Consider the following 23,792-nt stretch of genomic DNA (forward strand, 5'->3'; position numbering starts at 1 on the left):
GCCGGCGGGTCACAGGGCCAGATCGCGGATCGCCGCACCGACCTCGCCGCCGGCCGCGGTGGCGACGAACGCGGCCACGCACCGGTCGACGGTCAGCACGTTGCCGTAGACCAGCCCCCGGCACAGTTCGCCGGTCAGCGGTGCGCCGTGGGACAGGAAGACCATGCTCCGGAACGCGAGATCCCCGGTGTCCGGGTCGAACTGGAAGGCGCCGGTGAGCAGCCGCCAGTTGGTGCGCACCACCAGGTCGGCCACGGCCGCCCGGTGCGACGCGGGCACGGGTACCGGCAGCACGGATTCGAAGGCCACCTGCCCGAACGGATCGTACGGACGGGCCCGGCAGTCCCAGGCCAGATCGGTCCCCACGAAACGGGTCTCGATGCACGGCAGGCCGTCGTAGGTGCCGGGCCGGACCGGCCAGCCATCGGCCGACAGGAACGCGAGCATCTCGGCGAACATCAGTCCTCCGCCAGCTCGGCGGCGAGCATCGCGCGTAGCGCGCGGGCCTGGGAGAAGCCGGGTTCCACGGCCAGAGCGCGCCGGGCCCACTCGTCGGCGGCGCGCAGGTCGTGCAGGCCGCGCCGGGCGACCGCCATCGCGAACGCCGCCGGCGCGCTGTCCGGATGCTCCTTGGTGGACAGTTCCAGATACTCGACGGCCTGCGGGAACCGGTCCATCGCCGAGAACGCCAGCCCCAGGCACAACGCCAGGTCGACCGGCTCGCCGATCGGGAACCAGCACCGCCAGACCCGGTTCAGCACCTGGGCGACCTCGGCCCGGACCGGCTCGGCCGCGCCCGGCAGCTCCGCCAGCAGGCGGGGCAGCAGCTCGATGAACAGGCCGGGCTCGAACCGGGACAGCCGCAGGCCGGCCAGCATCGCCTCGAGCGTGGTGGCCGCGCCCAGCAGGGGCCGCAGGGTGAAGTAGTTGTCCGGACCCGTGTCCAGCAGCTGATCCTGTACGGCGGCGGCGAACCCGTCGGGGTTGCCCAGGCCGGCCGGCCCGGGGTGGGCGAAGACGCCGACCACCAGACTCCGGGCCGGCTGGGCCGGCAGCACCGCCCACCCGCCCCGGGCGCGGACGTACCGGGCGAGCAGGTCGAAGTTGACCATGAGGGAGAACCCGCTGCCGTGCGGCACCAGCGCCGGCTCCGGTTGCGAGCACAACTCGACCGGGGTGCGGTGCCCCTTGTCGGCGACCAGCATGCAGGTCGGGCCCGTCGTCAGACCGGTCACCAGCTCCAGGCACCGCAGGCCACCGGTCGGCACCAGGACCGTGGTGTCGTCCAGGGTGTCCCGGTAGTGGTGCAGGATGCCGGCGAGGTCCGCCGGCACGTCGGCACACGGCGCCGTCACCCAGGCCAGCTCGCCGATCCCGCCGGCGTCCGGCCGGAGCGGGTCGCCGGGATCGGTCACCCGGCCCTCCAGGAGCTGGCCGCCGCGGACCGCGTAACTGTCCTGGCGCAGGGTGTCGAAGACGTAGTTGGCGATCCCGACGACGGGCCCGGTCAGCTCCCCGGGGCCCAGGGTCCGGCCGGAGACGGCCAGCTCCAGCGGACCCGGCCGGTCCGCGTCCACCACCGCGAAGTCGAGCCGGCCCTCGTCGACGAACGGCCGGAACGCCGGATGGGCGGCCCAGCCGGCCACCCGCTGGGCCGAGAAGTCGGTCAGCACGTAGGTCGCGCGCAGGTCGGGGGCCAGGTCGCGCAGCGCCTGCAGCAGCAGGTAGGCGAACCGGCCGGAGCCGCCGCCGAACTCGATCAGCACCGGGTCCGGCGTGCCGCCGTCCGCCCCCGGAACCCGCCGCAGGAACTCCAGCGTCACCCGGGCGTAGGTGGCGGCGATGCGCGGGTTGCCGGTGATGCCGTGCGGCACCGTCGCGGTGCCCCACAGGGCGGCCGCGTCCCGTTCGTAGAACTGCCGTTGCCGGTCCCACAGGTCCGATTCGGACAGCCGGCGCGGCGGCCCGGCCGGCGCGGCCGTCCGGCCGCCGAACATCGACCGGATCGACTTTCCCTCCGGTGCGGCGTCCATCACGGTCATTCGCTCACCCATCCCCACTCGACCTCGCGCACGATCCCGTCCCCGCGGACGTCGGCCTGCGCCCCGGTGACCGTCACGGCGGCGAACCCGCCCGCCGGAACGGCCGCGCCGTCGCCGTTCTCGACCAGGTCCAGGGTCCAACCCGGACCTGCGCGGTCGTCGTCCGCGGCCCGCTCGACGATGTGCTCGGTGCTGTCGAGGATCTCGCTGTCCGGGCCGAACACGGTCGTCGAGACCGTCAGCGCGGCCGCGCGCACGGTCAGGTCGGTGTCGCCGGCATGCCGCAGCCGAACCGTCCACGGCGGTCCGTCGACGTCGAGAACGATCGCGGCGACCGGGCTTCCGGTCAGCCGCTCGGCCAGCTCCCGGACCCGCTCGACGAGCTCGACGGCGGCCGGGTCGACCTCGTCCGTGACGGTCAGGTCGACACCGTCGGCGATGATGCGCTCGGTGCCGGCGCCCGGCCGGCGCGGGCCGCCGGCGGGCGGGGCCGGCTCGGCCCGGGCGGCGGTCAGCGCTCGGACCAGCCCGTCGCGTTCGGCCCCGTCCAGGGGTCGCCCGAACCGGCCGACCGTCCCGCCGTCGGTCTGCCAGCCGGCCGCGACGAAGTCGTTGTCGATCTCGACCCCCGAGGACTGCCCGTGCGGTCCGGGGGTCGTGCACACGTAGCGGACGGTCATCGGCGCTCCGGAATCCACTTGTCGGCCTTGCCCGTCTGCAGCGCCCATTCCCGGGCCAGCAGGTCGACGTAGGGCTGCACGTGCCGCGGCTCGATCGGGTGTTGATGGGCCGGGGCGGCCTTGCCGCCACCACCCTTCGCCGGCGTCGTCTCCATGGTGCCCATCAGGCTCCGGTTGGAGTACAGGAACGGTGTCACGCAGAGCCGGAAGTTCTCGTGGAACCCGGTGACACCCTTGTCGTTGAAGGCCTTCTGGATGTCGGCGTAGACCGACGCGCCGGCGTTGGCGGTGGCGTACTCCTGGGCCACGAGGCGGGAGAAGCCGCCCTGCTTGGTGCCGAGCTTGGGGTTGATGACGCCGGCCAGGTTGGCCCCCCAGGCCGGGTCGTCGGTCGCGGCCGGTGCGGCGATCTTGTCGTCCAGAGGCAGCTTGCCCTTGATGTCGCCGGCCAGCTTGGTGGCGTCGGCGGCCGCTCCGGCGACGTCGCCGACGGCCGGTTCCTCGCCGGTGACCTTGAGATAGTGCTCCTCGGTGCGGTTGTACTCGTCGGCCAGGCCGATGAGGTGGCCGAACTCGTGCGGCGCCAGCGAGCGGTCCTTGTCGATCGTGTACCAGGTGCCCGAATCCGACCGGCTCAGCGCGCGTTTGGCCTTGGGCAGCTTCGGGTCGAACCGGAACACGTCGACGTCGTGACCCTTGCCCCGCTTGGCCTCGAAGTTCAGATCCATCGACTTGCGCTTGGGGTCACCGGTGTTGACCGCCTTGAACGTGCTCCAGATCTGCTTGATGTCGGAGAGCCACTGGTCGATCCGCCCGTCGACCCCGGACTGCTTCTTGTGGAAGGCGATGTTCGCGGTGATCGACAGGGCGGTCTTGGACAGCTTCCAGTCGTACGCCGCGGTCAGGCCGACCCCCTTGACCCCCTCGACCTCCTCGAGCCAGTCGAACTCCACGTGGCCTTGCGTCGCGGCGCCCGCCGTCTCCAGCTTCGCCCAGGTGGCCGGGTCGGCGATCCCGGTGGCCGGCACCGGCACCGACGTTTGGAACGCCTTGAGCCCGCCGTCGGTCTTGGGGCCGAAGATGCCGTCGACCTTGAGCTTGGCCCCGGCGGCCCCGCTGTTGTTGAGTCGCTCCTGCAGTTCCTTGACGGCGACGCCCTTCGCCCCGACCTGCAACTGGGCGTGCGTGCCGGCGGCCGGATTGGACGGCACCTGGGTGTTGCCGGGGCCGTTCACCACGGTGTCGTTGCCGCTGATCGACACCGATGGCGCCCGGGCCTTGAGCTGGGTGTGGGTGATGCCGTCGACGACGCCGTCCTCGCTCACCCCGGCGATGCCCTCGGCGATCAGCTTCTTCTGGAACGCCTTGGTCGCGGTCGTGGTGGCCGCGTCGAACCGGCCGGTGATGGCCAGCCGGGGCGCCGCGCCGACGTGGTTGAGCTGCTGCTGGATGATGCCGATGTCCGTGGTCGGCCCGTCGCCCTCCTTGACCCGCTGCACGGCCAGGGCCTGCACGTACTCGGCCACGACCCGGTTGCCGACCTGCCGCTGCAGCGCGGCGATCGGATGCTCGGGGGTGCGCGGGCCCGGCCCGGCGGTCGGACCGGGCAGGCGGGGGTGCGGGGCACGGTGCGCCCGGTCGGCCATCGGTCCACGGTAGGTCGGCGCGGTCCGGGTGGCGGCGGGTGGCGCCGAACCCTGCCCGAAAGGGAACCCAGGTCTGCACCGCGGTGTCGGCGGCCGGGCGTACCGTCGGCCGATGCTGATCCGGCCGTTCGAGCGGGGTGACACCGAGGCGGTGGTCGCGCTCTGGGAGCGCTGCGAGTTGACCCGGCCGTGGAACGACCCGCGCCGGGACATCGAGCGCAAGCTCACGGTGCAACCCGGCTTGTTCCTGGTCGGCCTCCGCGGTGCCGCCGTCGTCGCCAGCGTGATGGCCGGGTACGACGGCCATCGCGGGTGGGTGAACTACCTCGCCGTCGACCCGGGGTGCCGGCAGACGGGACTGGCCCGCCGCCTGATGGATGTGATCGAGCGGGAACTGACGGCGCTGGGCTGTCCCAAGATCTCGCTCCAGGTGCGCGCCGGGAACGACCTCGCCGTGGGCTTCTACGCCGTACTGGGGTACGAACCCGATCACACGGTCGTCCTGGGCAAGCGGTTGATCGCCGACGAACCGGCGACCGAGCGGCCGCCGATGACGGGGAGGAGGACCGTACAGCCGTGACCGACTGGGACGGGGCCGGATACGAGCGGATCAGCGGGCTGCAACGCCATCTCGCCCGGGAGGCGTTGGGCGCGATGGCGTTCCGGGGCACCGAACGGGTCCTGGACGTCGGCTGCGGCGACGGGTACGTCACGCGGTTGATCGCCGACCGGCTGCCCGCCGGCGCGGTCGTCGGGGTGGACGCCTCCCCGCGGATGATCGAGGTGGCCCGATCGCGACCCGACCCGCCCGGCCGGCCCGTCGAGTTCCTGGTGGCCGACGCGCGTGACCTGCCCTTCGGGCCCGAGTTCGACGTCGTCGTCTCGTTCAACGCCCTGCACTGGGTGAGTGACCAGGTGGCCGCGCTGCGGGCGATCGCCGGCACCCTGCGGCCGGGCGGTCGGGTGGCCGTCCAGCAGGTGTGTGCCGGGCCGCGGCCGAGCCTGGAGCGGATCGCGATGCAGGTGTGCGAGCGCCCGCGGTGGGCCGGGGCGTTCGCCGGGTTGGTCGTGCCGTTCCGCCACGTCGAGCCGGTCGAGTACCCGGCGCTGGCCGCGGCGGCCGGCCTGCAGGTCGTCGCGCAGCAGGTCGTCGACCTGCGGTGGGACTTCGGTTCGCGGGCGGCGTTCACCGACTGGTGCACCGTCGGGTTCGCCGACTGGACGGCCCGGCTGGCCGCCGACAAGGTACCGGCCTGGGTCGGCGAGGTGGTCGCGGGCTACGAGGCCGTGGCCGGCGACCCCGGGGTGTTCCGGTTCCTCCAGCTGCGTGCGGAGCTGGTACCGGACCGGTGACCATCCGGCGTCCGACACTCCGGCCGGGATATTGCCGGGCCGCCCGTCCGGCCGGACACTGCGAACGACGAACGCGCGAAGGGATGCACCATGATCGAACTGCCGCCCCGGGTCGACGTCCGCGAGGTGGGACCGCGGGACGGCCTGCAGATCGAGCGGCCGATCGACACGGCGGACAAGATCCGGCTGATCGACGCCCTCGTCGCCACCGGCGTGCGGCGGATCGAGGCCACCGCATTCGTCTCCCCGCGTGCCGTGCCGGCCATGGCCGACGCGGAGGCGGTCGCCGAGTACGTGCGGGCCGTCCCCGGGGTGGACTGGTCGGGTCTGGTCGCCTCGCCGAACGGCGCCCGCCGGGCGGTGGCCACCGGGTTGCGGACCGTCGAGTACGTGGTGTCGGCGTCGGACGGGCACAGCCGGGCCAACGCGCGCCGATCCACCCGGCAGGCGGTGGACGAGGTCGCCGAGGTCGCCCGGATCGTCCACGACGCGGGCGGGCGTCTCGAGGTGATCATCGCGGTCAGTTGGGACTGCCCGTTCGACGGCCCCACCGATCCGGCGCGCACGGCCGGCATCGCCGCCCGCGCGGTGGAGCTCGGCGCGGACCAGCTCTGCTTCGGCGACACCATCGGCACCACCACACCGGTGCGGGTCTGGCGGCTGTTCGACGCGGTGCGGGCCGCGCTCGGCGGGGCGCCGGGGGCCGACGCCGTCCCGCTGGGCGCGCACTTCCACAACACCCGCGGCACCGGAATCGCCAGCGCGTTCGCCGCCGTGCTGACCGGCATCACCCGGCTCGACGCGTCGGTCGGCGGGCTGGGCGGGTGCCCGTTCGCCCCCGGGGCCAGCGGGAACATCGCCACCGAGGAGTTGGTCTACGTCCTGGACGACGCCGGCATCGGCACCGGCGTCGATCTTGCCGCGGTGCTGGCGGCGTCCGCGTTGGCCACCGAGCTGGTCGGGCATCCGCTGGAGAGCAACCTGTTCCGGGCCGGCGGGCGCAACCGGCCGCGCGGCGCGCCGGCGGCCGCCGGCGACCCGCCTCGGCCGGCCGGATAGATGGCCGCCCTGCTGGCCCTCACGGCCACCGTGCTGCTGTTCGGCGCCGTGCTGGGTGGCCTCGGGTGGGTCGCCCGGCGCCAGCGCGGCCGCCGGATCTCGGGTGCGGTCGCCGGCCCGTTCGAGGAGCTGTGGCATCCGGCCGCCCACCGTGCGCGCATCGAGATCCGGGTCCAGGACGAGCGGGTCCAGCCGCCGGGCGAGCCGGGCGACCCGCCCGCCCGTCAGCCGGACGAGCCGCCCGGCTGACCGGACCCCGGTGATCCGGCCGGTGTGCTCGGGCCGGCCGGCCGACCCCGTACCCTCGGCGGGTCGGGAGGGTTGATGCTGCGCATTCCGGGGATGCCCGCGCTGGTCGCGATGTCCTTGCTGGGCTTCACGTCCTTCTTCCTGACGCTGTCCGCCCTGCCCCTCTACGCGGTGGGCCAGGGGGTCCCGGAGGCGCTGGCCGGCCTGGTCACGACGGTCATGCTGGTCGCCACGGTGGCCTGCCAGCTGCTCGTGCCGGCCGCGGTGCGACGTATCGGGCAGCCGGCGACGCTGGCCGTCGGGCTGCTCGCCCTCGGGGCGCCCACTCCCCTGCTGCTCCTGCGGGACGAGCTGTGGTGGCTGCTGCTGGTCTCGGCGGTCCGCGGTCTCGGCTTCGCCATCCTGACCGTGCTGACCCCGCTGGTGGCCACCCAGATCGCGCCCCCGGGCAGCCACGGGCGGGCGATCGGGCTGTACGGGCTGGCGGTCGCGGTGCCCAACGTCGCCGCCGTGCCGGCCGCGGTGGCGCTGACCGAGGCGGGCCACTTCGCCGTGGTCGCGGTGCTCGGCGCGGTCCCGGTGCTGGCGATCCCGCTCGTCCGGCGGTTCCCGCCGCCGCCCCCGCCGGCGGACCGTCGGGCCGCGCGACCCCGGCTGCCGGTGCTGTCCCTGGCCGGTGTGCTGGCCCTGCTGCTGGCGATGACCCTGGCCGGCGGCGGCATCTTCGCCATCGTGCCGGTCCAGCTCGCCGGTTCGGGCGCGGCGGTGACCTGGGCCCTGCTGCTGCTCGGCATCACCTCCGCGCTGGCCCGCTGGCGTGCCGGCAGCCTGGCCGACCGCACCGGCTCGGCCCGGCTCCTGCCGACCGTGGCGGCGATCGGCGTGGTCGGGCTGGCCCTGCTCGCCTGGGGCGCCGCCGGGGCCGGCGGCTGGTCGGGGGTGCTCGTGGCGGTCGGGGCCGCCGTGTTCGGCATCGCCTACGGCGGCGTGCAGAACCTGACCCTGCTGCTGAGTTTCGAGCTGTCCGGGCCCGACCGGCGAGCTCCGGCCAGCGCCGCCTGGAACGCCACCTACGACGCCGGAACGGCGGTCGGCGCCCTGCTGATCGGGGCGGTCGCCGCCGGTTCCAGCCTGACCCTGGCGATGGCCGGCTGCGCGGTGCTCGTCGTCGGCACCGCGGTCGCGGCCGTCGTCGCCGCCCGGGGCCACGGGAGCGTGCCATGAGCGCGCCCACGCCCGCCGGCACCCTGCGGGTCAGCCATCACGACGGGCTGGCGGGGTTCCGCGCCGCCCTGTCCAGGCTGCTGGCGGTCGCCGAGACGCTGGACGACACCGACCTGCTGGCGGCCGGACGGTGCCGGGGCTGGACGGTCGGCGACACGCTCGTGCACGTCCATCTGGGGCTGCAGGACATGCTGCTCGGCCTGGTGCACCCGACCGACCGCGCGCCGGACACCGACGCGGCCGGCTACTGGTCGGTCCCGGTGCCACGCAGCGATCCCGACGCCGATCCCGTCGCCGGCATCCGGTTCGTCCGCGCTCTCGGCGCCGCCTACCGCCGGCCGACCGGCGCGGTCGGCCATCTGCGGCCGACCGCCGATGGGGTGCTCCGGGCGGCCGGTGCGCTCGCGCCCGGGGCCGTGGCGTTCCAGGGGCGGGTGCTGGCGACGGGCGACTTCCTGGCCACCTGGGCGGTCGAGATTACGGTCCATCACCTGGATCTGGGTCGGGAGCTGGCCGTCGACCCGCCCGCCGCCGCCGGCCTGCGGCTGGCCCGCGCGACGATCCGGGCACGAGCGGCGCGGGACCTGCCGGCCGGTTGGTCCGATGTGGAGGTCGTCCTGGCCGGGACCGGACGCCGGCCCCTCACGGCGGCGCAGGCGGCCGAACTCGGCGACGGCGCCGCCGCGTTCCCGGTGCTGGGCTGAGCCGGCCGGGTAGGGCGGACGCGCCCGATCAGCGCCGCTCGAGCCGGTGCAGGTCGACCGCCGAGAGCGCACCGTCGGCGACGCGGGCGGTCAGGTAGGTGCAGAACGGCTGCCGCCGCCGGTCGGTCGGGGATCCCGGATTGAGCAGCCGCAACCCCCGCGGCGACACCGTGTCCCACGGGATGTGGCTGTGGCCGAAGACCAGGACGTCGGTGTCGGGGTAGGCGGCGTCGGCGCGGCGCTCCCGCCCGTCCCGCCCACCGGTCTCGTGGACGACCGCGAACCGCAGCCCGCCCAGGGTCGTCCGGGCGACCTCGGGCAGCCGGCGCCGCAGCTCCGGGCCGTCGTTGTTGCCCCGGACCGCCAGCAGCCGGCGCGAGCGCTCCTCGAACCGGTCGAGCAGCTCGGGGCTCACCCAGTCACCGGCGTGGACGACGACGTCGGCCGCGTCGATCGCCGACCACAGCGGGGCCGGCAGATCGCGGGCCCGGGCGGGCACGTGGGTGTCGGCGATCAGCACCAGGTCCAGCGCGCGGTCCGGCGGCCGGCCGCCTCCCTGCGCATCACCCATCGCGCCACTGTAGGGCGGGGTCCGGCGCACGGCCCGCAAGGCCCCGCAACGACGAAAGGATGGTGTCCGCGGGGGCGGAAACCATCCTTCGGGCGGGTCGGCCTCGGATCAGCGCAGCGAACCCAGTTGGCGCTGCGCAACGACCAGCAGCTCGTTCCGCATCGTCTGCGACGGGGCCTCGGCGATCGCCTTGTTGATCAGGCGACGGGACCGGCGATCGGCCAGCCGCTGCGACACCGACCGGTGACTCTTCATCATTGTTCAGCGCTCCTTCTTACGCGTCGTTGTCGTCCACTACGACCGGGAATGACACCATTAATGACGCCGTGACCCTCCGGAAAGATGCCCGAAACAGATGTGAACCCACTCACCCTCTTGACAGAGCCCGGTCATACCCGCTACCAGCCCTCACCCCGAGCGGGCGAGGACATGGAACCCGATCCACCACCCGGCGAGGAAGACGATCACCCGGCCGGCGCGGCGGCGGGTGGCGGCCCGGGCCAGCTCGGTCGGACCGGCCACCGCCGACGGGGCCCGTCGGGACAGCAGCACCAGGCCGGCCAGGGCCAGCCCGATGACCAGGTACCCGGCCAGGAAGACGGTGCGGGTCGTCATGCCGCTTCCCGGCCGACCTGCCGGACCAGCCAGACACCGGCGGCGAACCAGAGCAGGTACCCGGCGAACCGGAACCACCACTGGGTGCCGGCGAGCGGGCTGATGATCGAGCTGATGGTGGGGTAGTCCGCGCGCGGCGACCGGACCAGGGCGACCACCTCCCAAGCGGTGCCGGCGACGACCACCAGCAGCCAGGGAAGCACCCGGCGCCGGCCGATCGGGCGCCGCGCCGCGGGCACCGGGGACCGGAGGGCGGCCCACCCGCCCACCGCCAGTGGTGGCAGGGTCGCCAGCATGGCCGGCCAGGTCAACGGCGCCAGGAACGCGGCGAGTGCGGCGTACCCGACCGCGGCCGCCGTCGGGAGGACGGGCGGGAGCGCGGTGGGCCACGGCACCCGGCGAGCGTACGGGCGGCCGACCCGCCCGACCCGCCCGACGCGGCCGATCGGCCCGGGACCGCACGATTGCCGGCCGGTTCGCCCTACGAATCGTCGGTGCGCAATGCAACACTAGGACCGCATCGGACCGGGACGTCCCGTCGTCGGGATGACCCGGCCCTGTCGTGACGACCGGGCGAGGGGTGAGATGACGCGACCGAGTTGGGCGCCACCGGAGATCGATCTGGACCGGCCCAGCGCCGCCCGGGTCTACGACTACTACCTCGGCGGCTTCCACAACTTCCCGGCCGACCGGGCGATGGCCAAGGAGGCCATCGGCATGTGGCCCGAGCTGCCCGTCATGATGCAGGCCAACCGGGCGTTCCTGCGCCGCGCGATCCGGTACGCGGTCGATCGTGGCATCACCCAGTTCCTGGACATCGGTTCCGGGATCCCGACGGCGGGCAACACCCACGAGGTGGCCCAGCAGGCCGACTCCCGGTGCCGGGTGGTGTACGTCGACATCGACCCGATCGCCATCGCCCACAGCCGGGCCATCCTGGGCGACGACCCGGCCACCGTCGTGCTCCAGGGGGACCTGCGCCGGCCCGAGGCGATCCTGGCCGACGATGCCGTTCGCGGGCTGCTCGACCTGACCCGTCCGGTCGCGGTGTTGCTGGTCGCCCTGTTGCACTTCGTCCCGGACGGCGACGACCCGGCCGGGGTGATCGGGCGGCTGGCCGCGGCCCTGGCCCCCGGCAGCCTGCTGATCGTCTCCCACGCGAGCTCGGACGGGCAGCCCGAGCTGGCCGCGCGTCATCAGCAGCTCTACGCGCGCACCCCGACCCCGATGACGATGCGCACCCGGGACCGGATCGAAGCGCTGTTCCAGGGTTTCGTCCTCGAGGAGCCCGGTGTCGTGCCGATCCAGCAGTGGCGCCCCGAGCCGGCCTCGGCCGACACCCCCGAGATCGAGCGGATGGTCGGTTTCGCCGGGGTGGGTGTGAAGGTGACCGCATAGCCGGCCCCTCGCCCACGGGTGGCGACGAGGCGGTCGGCGCCTTCGCCGCCGACTGGGCGCGGACGATCGCGGGCACCAGCTACGTGCCGCTGGGTCTGCCCGAGATCACCGGCATGCTGACCGATCTCACCCGACAGCTGGTGGACTGCCTGACCGGGGAACCGTTCGATCCCGCGCCCGCCGGCCATGTCGGGGCGACGCTGGTCGATCGCCACTTCACCCATCCGACGAGCATTGCTCGAACGGTTGCGCTGCTGTCGCGGACCTGGGGTCGCACCGCCGACGCCGCTGTCCGCGACCGGGTCGGCGAGCTCCAGGGTGCGCTGGCCGCGGGCTTCGCGGAGCGGTTGCAGGAGCGCACGTTCCAGGAGCAGGACGCGATCCGGTCGGCGGCGACGATCGCCCAGGGCGAGGCCGAGCGGGCCGCCCGCGAGATCGAGGCCCGGTTCCGGGCCGTCTTCGCCGGGGCGGCGGTCGGCATCGGGGTCGGCGACGTGGACGGGGCCATCCTCGACGTCAATCCCGCGTTGCAGACGATGCTCGGCTACACCGTCGACGAGATGCGCCGGCGCAACGTCGGCGAGTTCATCCACCCGGCGGACACGGCCGAGGTCTGGCAGCTCTACCAGCAGCTGATCAGCGGCGAGATCAACAGCTTTCGCATCGCCAAGCGCTTCGTGCGCAGCGACGGGGACACCCTGTGGACCCAGCTGACGGTCTCGCTGATCCGGGACGCGCAGGGCCGGCCCGAGTACCAGATCGCCGTGATGGAGGACGTCAGCGACGTCCACCGGCTGCAGAGCACGCTGGAGTACCAGGCCCGGCACGACGCCCTCACCGGGCTGGCCAACCGCGCCCTGTTCCAGATGCGCCTGGAGAACGCCGTCTCCGCCGGGACCGTGCGCCGGCTGGGCCTGTGCCTGCTGGACCTGGACGGGTTCAAGGCGATCAACGACAGCGTCGGGCACGCGGTCGGCGACCGGGTGCTGATCGAGGTGGCGGCCCGGCTCGGCCGGGCGCTGGACGGCGAGCACGTCCTGGTGGCCCGGCTCGGCGGCGACGAGTTCGTGGTGCTGGTCGAGGACACCGAGAACGCGCAGGACATCGTCGCCGTCGCCGAGACCGCCCTGGCCGTGGTGTCGCGCCCGGTCATCGTGGCCGGCGGGGCGTACACCGTGACCGCGAGCGCCGGCCTGGTCGAGCGGGCGGCGGCCGGTTCCGACCCCGCCGAGCTGGTCCGGGCCGCGGACATCACGCTGTACTGGGCCAAGGCCGAGGGGCGGGACCGCTGGGCCCTGTTCGACCCCGAACGCAGCCTGCGCGACGTCGACCAGTACACCCTGGCCCAACTGCTGCCGGCCGCGCTGGAGGGGCACGAGTTCCGCCTGCACTACCAGCCGCTGATCTGCCTCACCGACGGGGCGCCCATCGGCTTCGAGGCCCTGCTGCGCTGGGAGCACCCCCGCCTCGGGCAGGTCCGTCCCGACCGGTTCATCGCCGCGGCCGAGGAGTCGGGCATCATCGTGCCGATCGGTCAATGGGTGCTGGAGGAGTCGTGCCGGCAGGCCCGGTGGCTCTGGCGGACGACCGGCGCCCGGCCGCGGGTCTCGGTCAACGTCGCCATGCGGCAACTGGCCGACGGCCGGCTGCTCGACCAAGTGCTGCGGGTGCTCGCGGAGGAGGAGCTGACCCCGGATCAGCTGCAGCTGGAGTTGACCGAACGGGCGGTCATCGGGTCGGACAACCAGCCGCTGGTCGAGCTGCAGGCGCTGGCCGCGTGCGGGGTCGGCATCGCCATCGACGACTTCGGCACCGGGTACTCGAACATGACCTACCTGCGCCGCCTGCCCATCACCAATCTCAAACTCGACCGGTCGTTCGTGACGGGCCTGCGGCCCGGCGATCCCGGCCACACCGACGCCAAGATCGTGCGGTCGATCCTGACCCTGGCCCACGACCTCGGGCTGTCGGTGACGGCCGAGGGGGTCGAGACCCGGGAGCAGGCCGAAGCGTTGCGGGAACTGGGCTGCGACCAGGCCCAGGGGATGTACTTCGGACCGCCCGGGCCCGTGGACGGGCTGATCGAGGTCTTCGGGGGCCGGGTCCGGGAACGGTGAGGCTTCCGGCCGGCGCGGAAACGGGCAAAAGTCGCACTGTCGGTGGCGATGAGTACCGTCCAGCTCGACGGTCAGTCCCTCGACCACCGCCCCAGACCGGAAGGATCCGCACATGGCGACCACCCTCAACCCGTACCTGAACTGGCGTTCCTCGGCCCGGGAGGCGATGGAGTTCTACCACTCGGTGTTCGGCGGCGAGCTGACCGCCAGCACGTTCAAGGAATTCGGGATGCCGGTCGGGCCGGGCGAGGAGGAGCTGGTCATGCACAGCCAGCTCGTCACCCCCGACCTGACCTTGATGGGCGCCGACACGCCGAGCCAGATGCCGCTGGCGGAGAACCCCAACGGCAGCGTCTCGCTCTCCGGTGGCCCCGAGGACGAGGCCCAGCTCCGCGCCTTCTGGGACGGGCTGTCCGCCGGCGGGACGGTCACCGTGCCGCTGGAGAAGGCGCCGTGGGGCGACTATTTCGGCATGCTGGTGGACAGGTTCGGGGTCAACTGGCTGGTCAACATCGCGGGCGGCGGGTCCTGACCGGACGCGGCCCGCTGCGCTCCCCCGGCGGCGGCCCGCTCGTCGGCCGAGCGTGCGAGGCCACCGTCGAGGGCAGGAAGGGCGTCCTGACGGCAATTCGGCGACGGCGGAGCCGGATCGTCCAGGAAGCCCTTAGGGTGCGCTGATGGCCCTGGACGATTTCCCCCGGTACCCGCTGCTGTTCGGCCCCAGCCCGGTGCACCGGCTCGACCGGCTGACCGATCACCTGGGCGGCCCGGCCATCTGGGCCAAGCGGGAGGACGTGAACTCCGGTCTGGCCTTCGGCGGCAACAAGACGCGCAAGCTGGAGTACCTGGTGCCCGACGCGCTGGCTCGGGGGGCCGACACCCTGGTGTCCATCGGCGGCGTCCAGTCCAACCACACGCGGCAGGTGGCCGCGGTGGCCGCCAAGCTCGGGATGAAAGCCGTTCTGGTCCAGGAGAAGTGGGTGGACTGGAACGACCCGGTCAACGATCGGGTCGGCAACATCCTGCTGTCCCGGATCATGGGTGCGGACGTGCGGCTGGATCCGAGCGGCTTCGGGATCGGGTTCAAGGACAGCTGGGAGCGCGCCCTGGACGACGTCCGCCGGGCCGGCGGGGTGCCCTACGCGATCCCGGCGGGTGCGTCCGACCACCGGCTGGGCGGGCTGGGCTTCGCCGGCTGGGCCCAGGAGGTGCAGCGGCAGGAGGCCGAGCTGGGCGTCTTCTTCGACACGATCGTCGTCTGCAGCGTGACCGGCTCGACCCAGGCCGGGATGATCGCCGGGTTCGCCGGTCAGGACCGGCCGCGCCGGGTCCTGGGCATCGACGGGTCCGCGAAGATCGACGCGACCCGGGAGCAGGTCGCCCGGATCGCCCGGGCGACCGCGGACCTGATCGGGCTGGGCCGCGACCTGCGGGACGACGAGATCGTCGTCCTGGACGGCTGGGCCGGTGATCTGTACGGGATCCCGGTGGCGTCGACCGTCGATGCGATCACCCTGACCGGACGGCTCGAGGGCATGATCATCGACCCGGTCTACGAGGGCAAGTCGATGGCCGGCCTCATCGATCTCGTCCGGCAGGGCGAGATCGGGCCCGAATCGACGGTGCTGTATGCCCATCTCGGGGGTCAGCCGGCGCTGAACGCCTACTCGGGCATCTTCGCGTGACCCCACCGGCCGGCCCCGAATCGACCGCCGGTCCGGCCGGTGATGCGCCCGTTCTCTGGCAGACCGTGCTCGACTGCGCCGACCCGCGCGGCCTGGCCGAGTTCTACCGGGTGCTGCTCGGGCTGCGGTACCGCGCCGGTGACGAATCGTCGGCCGGTCCGGACCCGGACTGGTTGGTGCTGTGCCGGGCCGACGGCGCCCGGGCGCTGGCCTTCCAGCAGGTCCCCGACTACGTCGCGCCGACCTGGCCGGGCGGTGACCGGCCCGCGATGCTGCATCTGGACACCGTCGTGCCGACCCGGGCCGAGCTGTTCCGGCACCGGGATCGGGCTCTGGCCCTGGGCGCCCGGGTGGTGCGCGACCGGTCGGACGACGCGCAGGAGCCGCTGTTCGTGCTGGCCGACCCGGCCGGTCACCCGTTCTGTGTGTTCGTCGCGGGCGGGCGCTGACCGGCACCCACCGGGTCGACCGGGGCGGCCATCCGGCGGCGGTGGGCCCGGGGGCTGTGCCCGTACTCGCGGGAGAAGGCCGTGCTGAGGGCGAATCCGGACGAGTAGCCGACCCGCGCGGCGATCGCGTCCAGGGTCAGGGTGGGATCGCCCAGCAGGTCGCGGGCCAGGGCCAGACGCCACCGTGCCAGGTAGCGCAGCGGCGGCTGCCCCACCGACCGGCGGAACCGGGCGGCCAGCCCGGCCCGGGAGACGGCCGCCAGCCGGGCGAGACCGGCCACCGTCCACGCGGTCTCCGGGCGGGTGTGCATCGCGTCGAGGGCGACCGTGACGGCCGGGTCGGTGACGCCGGCCAGCCAGGGCTCCCCGGCCGGCGGGTGGTCGGCGGCCCAGGCCCGGATCGCCTCGATCGTCACGACGTCGATCAGCCGGTCCAGCACGACGCTCTGCCCGAGCCCGTCGCGTTGCAGCTCCCGGTGCAGCAGATCCACCGGACCGGCGTCGATCCGGCCGGCCGGCACCACCGCCACGTCCGGCAGGACGTCGGTGACGAACCGGCCGACACTGCCCGCCTCGGCGTAGCTGGCCACCACGACCGCGTCGGGACCGTCGGGATCGTTGCCCCACCGCCGGAGCCCGCGGGCGAACGCGACGTGCAGCGGCCGGCCGTCCGGGGTGATGCACCGCTGGCCGGGTTCGATCCGGGCCAGCGGCGGGTGTCCGGTCGGATCGCCGACCCGGTACGGCCGCGGTCCCCGGATCAGGGCCACATCGCCCGGCCGCAGGTCGTGGTCGACCGGACCCGCCGCGACCCGGCAGCGTCCCCGGATGACGGCCATCAGCGTCAGCGCGGACCCGTCGGCGATGTCGACCGTCCACGGCGACCGCATGGTCATCAGCAGGCTGAACGCGCGCTCGGCCCGCGGGTGGGCGAACAGCTGCGACAGCGGGTCCATGTCCCGACTGTAGACGCTGGCGCATGGATGCTGGCGTCTACATCATTCATGATCGCGCAGGCTCGGTGTGCACTGGCACGATGACGGATTCCACGATGCTCCCGTCCGGCGCCGTCGGGGCGGCAGGGGATGCGGCGACCGTGGTCGCCGCCGTCTCGACCGGCCTGACCGCCGGGGTCTACCTGGCGTTCTCCGTCCTGGTGATGCCGGCCCTCCCGGCGGCCGGAGCTGCGGCGGTGGCGGTCATGCAGCGGGTCAACCGGCTCGCCGAACGGCCGGTGTTCGGGCTCGTCTTCGCGGCCGCCGCGATCGGGTCGGTCTGGATCCTGGTGGCCCCGTGGTTCACCGGCGGCGGGCGACCGGTATCGGTGACCGCGGGAGCGGCGCTGTCGTTCGCCGCCTTCGTGGTCACCGTGACGGTCAATGTGCCCCGCAACCGCCGGCTGGCCGCCCTGGACGCGTCCGTTCCGGCTGACCTGGCCGCCTGGCCCCGCCTCGCGCGGACCTGGTGCCGGGCGAACCACCTGCGGACCGGCTGCGCCACCGCGGGGCTGCTCGCCTTCCTGCTGTAATCCGGCCACGGGGGGCCGGACGACGCAGGGGCGTCCGCCGGCTCAGCGGTCGCCCGCGCTCGCCAGGACGCCGTTGGTCGAGGCGGGTGCCGTCTCCGAGGGGAGGGCGGGCTCGCCGGATCCCCCGGCTGCGGCCGCGTCGCTGCGATCCGCCGCCCGATCCGGCGCCGCCGCGGGCTCCTCCTCCGCGCGGTACTCGTCCTGCTCCTGCTGCCGCTCCTCGATCCGCTTCTTCACCCGGCCCAGGCCCGGGACGGAGCCGATGAGCTCGTTGAGTTCCTTGGAGACGTCCAGCAGGTCGCGCAGGTCCGGGGCGACGGTGGCCAGGGTGTCCAGCACCGGCAGGATGTCGCGGTCGAGCTTGCCGACGATCGACGGCAGCATGTCGATCAGCTGCACGATCGCGTCGACCTCCTGCTGACTGGTCGTCGTGGCCAGCCGGGACACCGTCGGCTCGAGCAGGTGCAGGATCGGTTCGTAGGCCAGCACGATCGGCTCCAGCCGGGCGCTCAGGGCGGCCGCGTCGTCGACCACCACCCCGGTCCGGTCGACCAGGGCGGCCGCGTTGCGACGGACGTCGTCGACCCCGGCCTGGATCTCGCCCACCCGGTCCAGCGTCACGGAGACCCGGACCTGGATCGCCTCGACCTCAGCGAGGATCCGCTGCACCCGGCCGATGATCGTCTCGACCTCGCCGACGATCGTGACCAGCCGTGGCACCAGGCCGACGGCCGTCTGCACCGCGTCGAATGTCTGCCCGGCCAGCCGGATGACGTCGCCAGGTCCGGGGATGCGCATGTCGACTCCGTCCGCCGTGCGCCGGCGCCTCGACGCGCCGGTGGTCGTCCCCGACTGTACGGACTGCGGTCGGGGCCGGGGGCGGGCACGGCCGGGGCCGGTCAGGTCCACCCGCGGCGATCACAGCGTGACCGTCCGGCCCACGACGGCCATCTCGGAGGTGTGCGAGCCGGCGATGCCGACCCCGGCCGGTCGCGGGGTGAAACCGGGCAGGCCGTCGAGCCCGTCCGAGCCGTCCTGCACGTGCAGTTCGGCCGGACCGGTGCCGCCCAGGCGCAGGGTGACGTCGATGCCGTCGGCCGGTGGGGCGTGGAACACGACCGACAGTCCGCCGGCCAGTTCGGTGGGCGGCACCTCCCGCCCCTCGACCGTGGCGCCGAGCACGGGAACGTCGGTCAGCCCGAGATGGACCAGCCGCACGGGCCGCTGCGGGGTGACCCGCACGGTGACCGTCCGGCCGACCGCGTCCGCGGACTCGTCGAGGACCGTGACCTCCGGCGCCGGCAGGCCGGCCGGCGGGGCCGGACCGGTCGTCACCGGACCGGGGATGAGGCCGAACGTGTCGGCCGAGGTGCCCGGAGCGGTCACGTACCGGCTCACCCACTGCCCCGGCCGGGCGTCCGTGCTCACCCAGCGGGCCTGCCCGGTGTCGGTGTCGAGCACGTAGGCCAGTTCGGCCGGATCGGGGTGGTCGTCGTCGACCCGATCGACCAGCAGCCCCAGCCCGGTGCCGGCCAGGACGGCCGCCGCGGCCAGGAGCGCCGGCGCCGCCGTCCACCACCGGTGCCGACCGGACCGCGGACCGGGGGGCCGCCGGCCGGCCGGTGTGGACGGGCGCGCGGATGAAATCGTCTCTTCCTGTCCCACGGGTCCCATTGCCGGTGAGTTGATCCGCGCCGGCGCTGTTGATCCGCGCCGGGACGGGTCGGGCAGCGGTGGGTACACCAGGTCCAGGACGGGCAGCAGGGCCAGGGCGAGCAGGGTCGCGAACAGCGCGGCCGCCGCCCCGGTCGCCAGGCCGAGGGCCGGGAAGAACAGGTAGACCGTCGGCGCCAGGATGACAACGGCCACGCCCCCGGACACCAGTCCGGTCGCCACCCGCGGGCCGAGACCGGGCCGGGCGAGCACGACCAGCACGCCCAGCGAACCGGCCAGCGCAGGCAGGGCGGCCAGGTACGACCCGCCGGGTACGAGCGCCGCCATCACCACGCCCAGCCCGGCCAGCACGCCCAGCGCGCCGACGATCAGCGGCCACGGGCCGATGCGCCGGCGCAGCAGCCCGAACCAGGCGAGCACGACCAGGGCCACCAGCGCGACCACCGCGGCCCGGAACCAGCCGGGCCACCAGGGGTCGAGCAGGTTCGCGTAGCGCGGCCGCAGCGCCACCAGCAGGGCCCAGAACCCTTGCGCGGCCACGGGCGCCACGATCACGGGCACGACGGCCAGCCCGAACCCGCCGAGCATGCGCGCCGGCCCGGCGATCCCGCGGCGCACGGCCACGGCCGCCGCCGCCAGGGACGCCAGGGCGGCGGCGACGGCCAGCGGCCAGACCAGCCACCCCGGGTAGCGCACCAACCGGCCCAGGGCCGGGAAGTAGGTGGCGTCGCCCGCGGCCGGCTCGGCCAGATCGGCGAGGTCGGCGGCGGCCAGGGCCCGGGTCAGGGCCAGCGCGTTCTCCCCCTCGTGCTGCAGGCTGGCCCGGTCCATCGACGCCGGCGTGTCCTGCGGCGAGTGATAGACGCCGCTCCCGTCGATGTACGCGGAGTTCAGGCCGGTGAACCGGCCCGCGTCCAGGAACGGGGTGAAGTCGGTGTTGTTGGGCAGGATGCGGTAGACCTCGACGGCCAGGCTGGTGGCCACCGGTCGCTCGACCGCCGACCCGTACACCGACACGAGATCGGCGTTGCCCGGGCTGGTCTCGAACATCACCGACGGCCCGGTCGAGCCCCGGGACTCGACGTTGAGCACCACGGCCCGGCCCGCGGCCAGCGGGTCGTTCGTCACGAACGACTCCGCCCCGCACAGGCACGCCTCCTCGGCGTCGGTGAACAGCAGGATCACGTCATTGGCCGGGGCCGGTCCGGCGGTCAGAGCGCGGGCGATCTCGAGCAGCGTCGACACGCCGGCCCCGTCGTCGTTGCCGCCGAACGAGACCTGGACCGAGTCGTAGTGCGCCATCAGGATCAGCGGGACGGTCGGCGCCGTGCCGGGGATCCGGACGACGACGTTGCGGGTGTCGGCCATCCCGAACACGCCGCCCAGCTCGCCGGTCGCCCCGATGCCCGTCCGGACCTGCGGGTCCAGGCCCAGCCCGGTCAGCGTGCCGACCAGGTAGTCCCGGACCTGGCCGGCCGCCGGTGATCCGGCCGGGTGCTCGCGCTGCCCGATGCGCTCGACGTGGACGAATGCCCGGTCGGCGCTGAAGTCGCCGGCCGGCGCGTCGGCCGGTCGCGGAGCCGCCGGCATGACCGCCAGCACCGACAGCACCCCGAGGACGGCCAGCGTCGCGAGCATCAGCAACCCGGCGACCAGGCGGGTGCGGGACGCGATCGGCATGCCGTCATCGTCACCCAGGTCGGCCGGCCCGGCCGGGCGGAGGTCGTCGGTCCGTCGCGGGACCGCCGCCGAAGCGGCCGTCACATGGTGATGAGCACCTTGCCCGCGGCCGCCCCGGTCCAGGTGGCGGCCAGCGCATCGGCGACCTCACCGAGCCCGAAGGTGCGATCGATCACCGGCCGGAGCCGGCCCTGCGCGACGAGCGCGAGCAGGTGCTCGACGTCGGCGGCCCAGGTGACGACGGTCAACGGCTTGAGCCGGGCGCTGACGAACGGCGAGACGAACAGCGCGCGCAACTGGCGGTCGAACCCGCCGAACAGGCCGCCCTTGCCCTCCCCGCCGACCAGCACGGCAACCCCCTTGGGCGTCACCAGGCGGCGCAGCCCGCGCAGATCGGTGTTGCCCGCGATGTCGACGACGGCGTCGTACCGGTTCCGGGTCCCCGCCAGGTACTCGTAGCCGACCACCTGATCCGCGCCCAGACTCCTGACCAGATCCACCTTCTGGGGCCGGCAGACGCCGGTGACCACGGCCCCGGCGGCGGTCGCGAGCTGGACGGCGTAGCTGCCGACCCCGCTGCCGGCGCCGGTGATCAGCACCCGTTGGCCGGTCGTGACTCGGGCCGCGTCGCGGACCGCGAGGAGCGCGGTGGCCCCCGAGGTGGGCACCGCGGCGGCCTGCTCGAACGAGACGCCGTCCGGGATCCGCACCCAATGCTTGCGCCGGGCCACGCACAGCTCGGCGTACGCGCCCCGGACGCCGCCGGCCACCGCGTCACCCGGCCGCAGATCGGTCACCTCCGCACCGACGGCCTCGACGACGCCCGCGGCGTCGATCCCCGGCACCGCCTGCCGGGGTCGCCGCCAGCCCATGACCGGCCGGATCAGCCAGGGGGTGCCGGTCATCAGGTGCCGCACGCCGGCGTCGACCGCCGCCGCCCGGACCCGAACCAGCACATCGCCGGGACCCACTGCGGGCGGGTCGATCTCGGCGACCTCGAGGCTCTCCGGGCCCCCGTACCGGTGCTGCACGATCGCTTTCATGGCTTCTCCTGAGGTGTGTCGTCCGGCCCGTTCTCGTCCGGCCGGTACTGGAAGACGGCGTCGAGCCCGACGCCGAACACGTGCGCGATGCGGAACGCCATCTCCAGCGAGGGCGAGTACCGCCCCTGCTCGATGGCGATCACGGTCTGCCGGGTGACGCCGATGCGGTCGGCGAGCTCGGCCTGGGTCATCTCGTGCTGCGCGAACCGAAGGGCGCGAATGGAATTCGTCACCCGCGTCGGCTTCACCACGGCTGGAAGCTCTCGCGGTAGGCGGCCAGCCGGGCGGCCGAGCCCAGCACGGCGGACAGCACGAACGCCAGGTAGACGGCGTTGGCGATCCAGAAGTACGGCCACTGCAGCATGGCCATGATCAGCGCCGCGATCGCCCCGATCACCACGAACGCCTGGCCGACATGGTCGCCGAAGCGGTCGATCTCGCGGTCCCGCTCGTCGGTGCGCAGGGCCGCCCGGCCCTCCCGCCGGGTGCTGATCGCGAACCCGACCTCGGCCAGCACCGTCGCCAGGACGCTGCCGCCGATGGTCCAGAGCATCGCCGCGATGTACGGCGTGTCCGCCACCGGGTCCTGCAGGCGGGTGACGACGAGCACGACGTAGACCACGTACGCCAGGGCGCTGGCGATCATCATGGCCCACGCCCGCTTCTGGGCGATGGGCATCCGGACTCCCGATGTACAGAATGTTTGACACCACGAATGTAAAGCGAAGCCGACGTCGTGTCAAGAATCTTTGACCTCGTCGCCCGGACCGGGCGGCGCGCTGATCCAAGACCCGGAATCACGTCCGGATTGTCGCTTTCAGTGGGCCTTGGATCAGCGCAGGGTCCGGCCGCAGGGTCCCCACCGCGGCCCCGGTCGCAGGGGGTCCGGCCCCAGCCTCGGGTGCGCTCGGCCGGGCTCAGTCGGTGTCGTCGAACCAGATCATCGGGGGGCGGTCGGGCCGCTCGGCCGGGACGGTGGCCCGCCGGTCCGGACGGTCGGCGCCGGTGGTCCCCGGCGGCAGGCGGTGCCGCTGGAAGAACGAGGCCATCACCTCGGCCGCGGGCGGCCCCGCCGGATCGGCGAACGCCGCCTTGCGCGTCCCGCCCGACCAGGCGTGCCGCAGCCCGTCGATGCGCCAGTACTCGAGCACCCGGCGGCCGCGGGCGGTGTACCAGCGGGTCCGGATGCACCGCCGCCCGTCGACCACCAGCGCCCGGGTGGTCGCCAGCGGGCGGACCCGGTCCAGCCCGGTCAGCGGGGCGGCCTCCCGGGAGGCCAGCCACTGGTCGACGATGCGATCGCCGTTCGGGGCCCGGACCACCGAATCGTTGGTTCCCTGGATCACCACGACCGGTGCCATCTCGCCGCCGATCAGCTCGTGGTCGGGCATCGAGCCGTGGGCGGCCATCGCCCCGAGGGCGCTGAAACCCTGCGTGGCGCTGCGGTAGGCGGTGGCCGAGTGCACCCCGGCGGCGGCGATCACGTCCGGGTAGGTGGTCGCCAGGATCAGCGACATGGCGCCGCCCGCCGACAGGCCGGCCGCCCAGACCCGCCGGGGGTCCGCGTGCCACAGCGTGGTCTCCGCGAGCACCTCGCCGACCAGATCGGCCAGCAGGGCCGGTTCACCCCTGCCCCGTCCCTGGTGTTCGGACTCGTACCAGCGCCAGCACCGCTGGAACTGGTGGTGCTGCTCCTGCCGCGGGGCCACGATCAGGAATCGCTCGACGTCGGCGACGTCGACAAATCCGGACTCCACGGCGAAGTCGATCGGGCGTTGCCGACACCCGTGCAGCAGCAACAGCACCGGAACGCGCCGCCCGGGCCGCACGCCCGAGGGCAGGTAGACGTCGTACTCCCGGCTGCCGTGCCGGCCGTGGAAGTGCCGGTGGATCCACCGACCCGGGGTGACCGGAACGCTCGCACCGGGCGGCCCCGCCCCCGGCCGGGCGGACGCCCGCGGACGGAACGGCGAGCGGAGAGGCGGACGGAGCGGCGACCGGGCGGTCGTCGACGGCGGGACCGGCCGGGCCGCCGCCCGTCCGGCCGTCCCGGAGCCGGACGCCGACCCGGGGCC

General features: G+C 74.0%; 27 protein-coding genes. 12 read left to right on the forward strand and 15 right to left on the reverse strand.

All coding sequences use genetic code 11. From position 1 onward, the window contains the following. Positions 1–9: 9 nt before the first annotated feature. Genes ACOJUF_RS21980 through ACOJUF_RS21995 form a run of 4 tightly spaced genes read right to left on the reverse strand, consistent with a single transcriptional unit; the run spans position 10 to position 4,368 of the window. On the reverse strand, positions 10–459 hold the full coding sequence (locus ACOJUF_RS21980) for a YbjN domain-containing protein (RefSeq protein ID WP_420123942.1): 450 nt from the start codon (positions 457–459) through the stop codon (positions 10–12). After that, positions 459–2,042 (reverse strand): hypothetical protein, encoded by a 1,584-nt coding sequence (locus ACOJUF_RS21985; protein WP_420123943.1) that lies wholly within the window; start codon positions 2,040–2,042, stop codon positions 459–461. The genes ACOJUF_RS21980 and ACOJUF_RS21985 overlap by 1 nt, the downstream gene beginning before the upstream one ends. Then, the gene (locus tag ACOJUF_RS21990) at positions 2,039–2,722 is read right to left on the reverse strand and encodes a hypothetical protein (RefSeq protein WP_420123944.1); all 684 of its coding nucleotides are present in this window, start codon (positions 2,720–2,722) and stop codon (positions 2,039–2,041) included. Before ACOJUF_RS21990 ends, ACOJUF_RS21985 begins: the two co-directional genes overlap by 4 nt. Beyond that, on the reverse strand, positions 2,719–4,368 hold the full coding sequence (locus ACOJUF_RS21995; RefSeq protein ID WP_420123945.1) for a peptidoglycan-binding domain-containing protein: 1,650 nt from the start codon (positions 4,366–4,368) through the stop codon (positions 2,719–2,721). Before ACOJUF_RS21995 ends, ACOJUF_RS21990 begins: the two co-directional genes overlap by 4 nt. Before the next feature lie 112 nt (positions 4,369–4,480). Here ACOJUF_RS21995 and ACOJUF_RS22000 point away from each other — a divergent pair, with 112 nt between their 5' ends. The 6 genes from ACOJUF_RS22000 to ACOJUF_RS22025 all read left to right on the forward strand — a co-directional run bounded on the left by ACOJUF_RS22000 (position 4,481) and on the right by ACOJUF_RS22025 (position 8,957). Further along, a complete protein-coding gene (locus ACOJUF_RS22000; RefSeq protein ID WP_420123946.1) occupies positions 4,481–4,948 on the forward strand; it encodes a GNAT family acetyltransferase in 468 nt (155 codons plus the stop codon). After that, on the forward strand, positions 4,945–5,721 hold the full coding sequence (locus tag ACOJUF_RS22005; RefSeq protein WP_420123947.1) for a class I SAM-dependent methyltransferase: 777 nt from the start codon (positions 4,945–4,947) through the stop codon (positions 5,719–5,721). Before ACOJUF_RS22000 ends, ACOJUF_RS22005 begins: the two co-directional genes overlap by 4 nt. A 90-nt stretch (positions 5,722–5,811) precedes the next feature. Beyond that, positions 5,812–6,780 (forward strand): hydroxymethylglutaryl-CoA lyase, encoded by a 969-nt coding sequence (locus ACOJUF_RS22010; protein WP_420123948.1) that lies wholly within the window; start codon positions 5,812–5,814, stop codon positions 6,778–6,780. Further along, a complete protein-coding gene (locus tag ACOJUF_RS22015) occupies positions 6,781–7,029 on the forward strand; it encodes a hypothetical protein (protein ID WP_420123949.1) in 249 nt (82 codons plus the stop codon). It abuts the gene before it with no gap. A 75-nt stretch (positions 7,030–7,104) separates the two neighbouring features. After that, positions 7,105–8,253 (forward strand): MFS transporter, encoded by a 1,149-nt coding sequence (locus ACOJUF_RS22020; RefSeq protein WP_420123950.1) that lies wholly within the window; start codon positions 7,105–7,107, stop codon positions 8,251–8,253. Further along, positions 8,250–8,957, forward strand: a complete 708-nt coding sequence (locus tag ACOJUF_RS22025) for a maleylpyruvate isomerase N-terminal domain-containing protein (RefSeq protein ID WP_420123951.1) — start codon at positions 8,250–8,252, stop codon at positions 8,955–8,957. The genes ACOJUF_RS22020 and ACOJUF_RS22025 overlap by 4 nt, the downstream gene beginning before the upstream one ends. 28 nt (positions 8,958–8,985) lie before the next feature. Here the strand turns inward: ACOJUF_RS22025 and ACOJUF_RS22030 are convergent, their stop codons facing one another. The 4 genes from ACOJUF_RS22030 to ACOJUF_RS22045 all read right to left on the reverse strand — a co-directional run bounded on the left by ACOJUF_RS22030 (position 8,986) and on the right by ACOJUF_RS22045 (position 10,538). Next, a complete protein-coding gene (locus ACOJUF_RS22030) occupies positions 8,986–9,486 on the reverse strand; it encodes a metallophosphoesterase family protein (RefSeq protein ID WP_420123971.1) in 501 nt (166 codons plus the stop codon). 150 nt (positions 9,487–9,636) lie between these two features. Beyond that, on the reverse strand, positions 9,637–9,786 hold the full coding sequence (locus tag ACOJUF_RS22035; RefSeq protein ID WP_420123952.1) for a hypothetical protein: 150 nt from the start codon (positions 9,784–9,786) through the stop codon (positions 9,637–9,639). A 150-nt stretch (positions 9,787–9,936) separates the two neighbouring features. Continuing rightward, the gene (locus tag ACOJUF_RS22040) at positions 9,937–10,143 is read right to left on the reverse strand and encodes a DUF6186 family protein (RefSeq protein ID WP_420123953.1); all 207 of its coding nucleotides are present in this window, start codon (positions 10,141–10,143) and stop codon (positions 9,937–9,939) included. Further along, the gene (locus ACOJUF_RS22045; protein WP_420123954.1) at positions 10,140–10,538 is read right to left on the reverse strand and encodes a hypothetical protein; all 399 of its coding nucleotides are present in this window, start codon (positions 10,536–10,538) and stop codon (positions 10,140–10,142) included. The genes ACOJUF_RS22040 and ACOJUF_RS22045 overlap by 4 nt, the downstream gene beginning before the upstream one ends. 190 nt (positions 10,539–10,728) lie before the next feature. Here ACOJUF_RS22045 and ACOJUF_RS22050 point away from each other — a divergent pair, with 190 nt between their 5' ends. The 5 genes from ACOJUF_RS22050 to ACOJUF_RS22070 all read left to right on the forward strand — a co-directional run bounded on the left by ACOJUF_RS22050 (position 10,729) and on the right by ACOJUF_RS22070 (position 15,792). Beyond that, a complete protein-coding gene (locus tag ACOJUF_RS22050; protein ID WP_420123955.1) occupies positions 10,729–11,541 on the forward strand; it encodes an SAM-dependent methyltransferase in 813 nt (270 codons plus the stop codon). 83 nt (positions 11,542–11,624) lie between these two features. Then, positions 11,625–13,658 (forward strand): putative bifunctional diguanylate cyclase/phosphodiesterase, encoded by a 2,034-nt coding sequence (locus tag ACOJUF_RS22055; RefSeq protein WP_420123956.1) that lies wholly within the window; start codon positions 11,625–11,627, stop codon positions 13,656–13,658. 112 nt (positions 13,659–13,770) lie between these two features. After that, positions 13,771–14,190: a VOC family protein gene (locus ACOJUF_RS22060; RefSeq protein ID WP_420123957.1), complete on the forward strand. Its 420-nt coding sequence runs from the start codon at positions 13,771–13,773 to the stop codon at positions 14,188–14,190. A 145-nt stretch (positions 14,191–14,335) separates the two neighbouring features. After that, complete coding sequence (locus ACOJUF_RS22065; RefSeq protein ID WP_420123958.1) at positions 14,336–15,343, forward strand: 1-aminocyclopropane-1-carboxylate deaminase; 1,008 nt, start codon at positions 14,336–14,338, stop codon at positions 15,341–15,343. Next, positions 15,340–15,792: a VOC family protein gene (locus ACOJUF_RS22070; RefSeq protein ID WP_420123959.1), complete on the forward strand. Its 453-nt coding sequence runs from the start codon at positions 15,340–15,342 to the stop codon at positions 15,790–15,792. The genes ACOJUF_RS22065 and ACOJUF_RS22070 overlap by 4 nt, the downstream gene beginning before the upstream one ends. On the opposite strand, the gene ACOJUF_RS22075 is transcribed toward ACOJUF_RS22070, so the two are convergent. Continuing rightward, entirely contained in the window at positions 15,756–16,748 is a 993-nt protein-coding gene (locus tag ACOJUF_RS22075; RefSeq protein ID WP_420123960.1) for a cupin domain-containing protein, read from the reverse strand. The two genes, ACOJUF_RS22070 and ACOJUF_RS22075, sit on opposite strands and share 37 nt — an antisense overlap. Positions 16,749–16,828: 80 nt before the next feature. Between ACOJUF_RS22075 and ACOJUF_RS22080 the strand changes: the two genes are divergently transcribed. Further along, entirely contained in the window at positions 16,829–17,320 is a 492-nt protein-coding gene (locus tag ACOJUF_RS22080) for an anthrone oxygenase family protein (protein ID WP_420123961.1), read from the forward strand. Between the two features lie 42 nt (positions 17,321–17,362). Here ACOJUF_RS22080 and ACOJUF_RS22085 read toward each other — a convergent pair whose 3' ends face one another. The 6 genes from ACOJUF_RS22085 to ACOJUF_RS22110 all read right to left on the reverse strand — a co-directional run. After that, positions 17,363–18,118 carry a hypothetical protein gene (locus ACOJUF_RS22085; protein ID WP_420123962.1) on the reverse strand — a complete coding sequence of 252 codons (756 nt, stop codon included), beginning with the start codon at positions 18,116–18,118 and terminating at the stop codon, positions 17,363–17,365. 120 nt (positions 18,119–18,238) lie between these two features. After that, positions 18,239–20,674, reverse strand: coding sequence for a M28 family peptidase (locus ACOJUF_RS22090; RefSeq protein ID WP_420123963.1), 2,436 nt, complete (start codon positions 20,672–20,674; stop codon positions 18,239–18,241). An 80-nt stretch (positions 20,675–20,754) separates the two neighbouring features. Next, complete coding sequence (locus ACOJUF_RS22095; RefSeq protein ID WP_420123964.1) at positions 20,755–21,717, reverse strand: NAD(P)-dependent alcohol dehydrogenase; 963 nt, start codon at positions 21,715–21,717, stop codon at positions 20,755–20,757. Then, on the reverse strand, positions 21,714–21,968 hold the full coding sequence (locus tag ACOJUF_RS22100; RefSeq protein WP_420123965.1) for a helix-turn-helix transcriptional regulator: 255 nt from the start codon (positions 21,966–21,968) through the stop codon (positions 21,714–21,716). The genes ACOJUF_RS22095 and ACOJUF_RS22100 overlap by 4 nt, the downstream gene beginning before the upstream one ends. Then, positions 21,962–22,396, reverse strand: a complete 435-nt coding sequence (locus ACOJUF_RS22105) for a hypothetical protein (protein ID WP_420123966.1) — start codon at positions 22,394–22,396, stop codon at positions 21,962–21,964. Before ACOJUF_RS22105 ends, ACOJUF_RS22100 begins: the two co-directional genes overlap by 7 nt. Positions 22,397–22,634: 238 nt before the next feature. Beyond that, the coding region (locus ACOJUF_RS22110; protein WP_420123967.1) for an alpha/beta hydrolase family esterase at positions 22,635–23,792 on the reverse strand (1,158 nt) is incomplete at its 5' end.

Origin of the sequence: Nakamurella sp. (assembly GCF_048594475.1) — a bacterium.
In the GTDB taxonomy this organism is placed as follows: Bacteria; Actinomycetota; Actinomycetes; order Mycobacteriales; family Nakamurellaceae; genus Nakamurella.

Bases quoted from the DNA above. Each gene is read 5' to 3' on its own strand.
- ACOJUF_RS21990 (WP_420123944.1), bottom strand. From the start codon at position 2,722: ATGACCGTCCGCTACGTGTGCACGACCCCCGGACCGCACGGGCAGTCC.
- ACOJUF_RS22015 (WP_420123949.1), top strand. From the start codon at position 6,781: ATGGCCGCCCTGCTGGCCCTCACGGCCACCGTGCTGCTGTTCGGCGCC.
- ACOJUF_RS21985 (WP_420123943.1), bottom strand. From the start codon at position 2,042: ATGACCGTGATGGACGCCGCACCGGAGGGAAAGTCGATCCGGTCGATG.
- ACOJUF_RS22050 (WP_420123955.1), top strand. From the start codon at position 10,729: ATGACGCGACCGAGTTGGGCGCCACCGGAGATCGATCTGGACCGGCCC.
- ACOJUF_RS22090 (WP_420123963.1), bottom strand. From the start codon at position 20,674: ATGCCGATCGCGTCCCGCACCCGCCTGGTCGCCGGGTTGCTGATGCTC.
- ACOJUF_RS21995 (WP_420123945.1), bottom strand. From the start codon at position 4,368: ATGGCCGACCGGGCGCACCGTGCCCCGCACCCCCGCCTGCCCGGTCCG.
- ACOJUF_RS22095 (WP_420123964.1), bottom strand. From the start codon at position 21,717: ATGAAAGCGATCGTGCAGCACCGGTACGGGGGCCCGGAGAGCCTCGAG.
- ACOJUF_RS22060 (WP_420123957.1), top strand. From the start codon at position 13,771: ATGGCGACCACCCTCAACCCGTACCTGAACTGGCGTTCCTCGGCCCGG.
- ACOJUF_RS22000 (WP_420123946.1), top strand. From the start codon at position 4,481: ATGCTGATCCGGCCGTTCGAGCGGGGTGACACCGAGGCGGTGGTCGCG.
- ACOJUF_RS22010 (WP_420123948.1), top strand. From the start codon at position 5,812: ATGATCGAACTGCCGCCCCGGGTCGACGTCCGCGAGGTGGGACCGCGG.
- ACOJUF_RS22105 (WP_420123966.1), bottom strand. From the start codon at position 22,396: ATGCCCATCGCCCAGAAGCGGGCGTGGGCCATGATGATCGCCAGCGCC.
- ACOJUF_RS22020 (WP_420123950.1), top strand. From the start codon at position 7,105: ATGCTGCGCATTCCGGGGATGCCCGCGCTGGTCGCGATGTCCTTGCTG.
- ACOJUF_RS22025 (WP_420123951.1), top strand. From the start codon at position 8,250: ATGAGCGCGCCCACGCCCGCCGGCACCCTGCGGGTCAGCCATCACGAC.
- ACOJUF_RS22075 (WP_420123960.1), bottom strand. From the start codon at position 16,748: ATGGACCCGCTGTCGCAGCTGTTCGCCCACCCGCGGGCCGAGCGCGCG.
- ACOJUF_RS21980 (WP_420123942.1), bottom strand. From the start codon at position 459: ATGTTCGCCGAGATGCTCGCGTTCCTGTCGGCCGATGGCTGGCCGGTC.
- ACOJUF_RS22040 (WP_420123953.1), bottom strand. From the start codon at position 10,143: ATGACGACCCGCACCGTCTTCCTGGCCGGGTACCTGGTCATCGGGCTG.
- ACOJUF_RS22065 (WP_420123958.1), top strand. From the start codon at position 14,336: ATGGCCCTGGACGATTTCCCCCGGTACCCGCTGCTGTTCGGCCCCAGC.
- ACOJUF_RS22080 (WP_420123961.1), top strand. From the start codon at position 16,829: ATGACGGATTCCACGATGCTCCCGTCCGGCGCCGTCGGGGCGGCAGGG.
- ACOJUF_RS22085 (WP_420123962.1), bottom strand. From the start codon at position 18,118: ATGCGCATCCCCGGACCTGGCGACGTCATCCGGCTGGCCGGGCAGACA.
- ACOJUF_RS22035 (WP_420123952.1), bottom strand. From the start codon at position 9,786: ATGATGAAGAGTCACCGGTCGGTGTCGCAGCGGCTGGCCGATCGCCGG.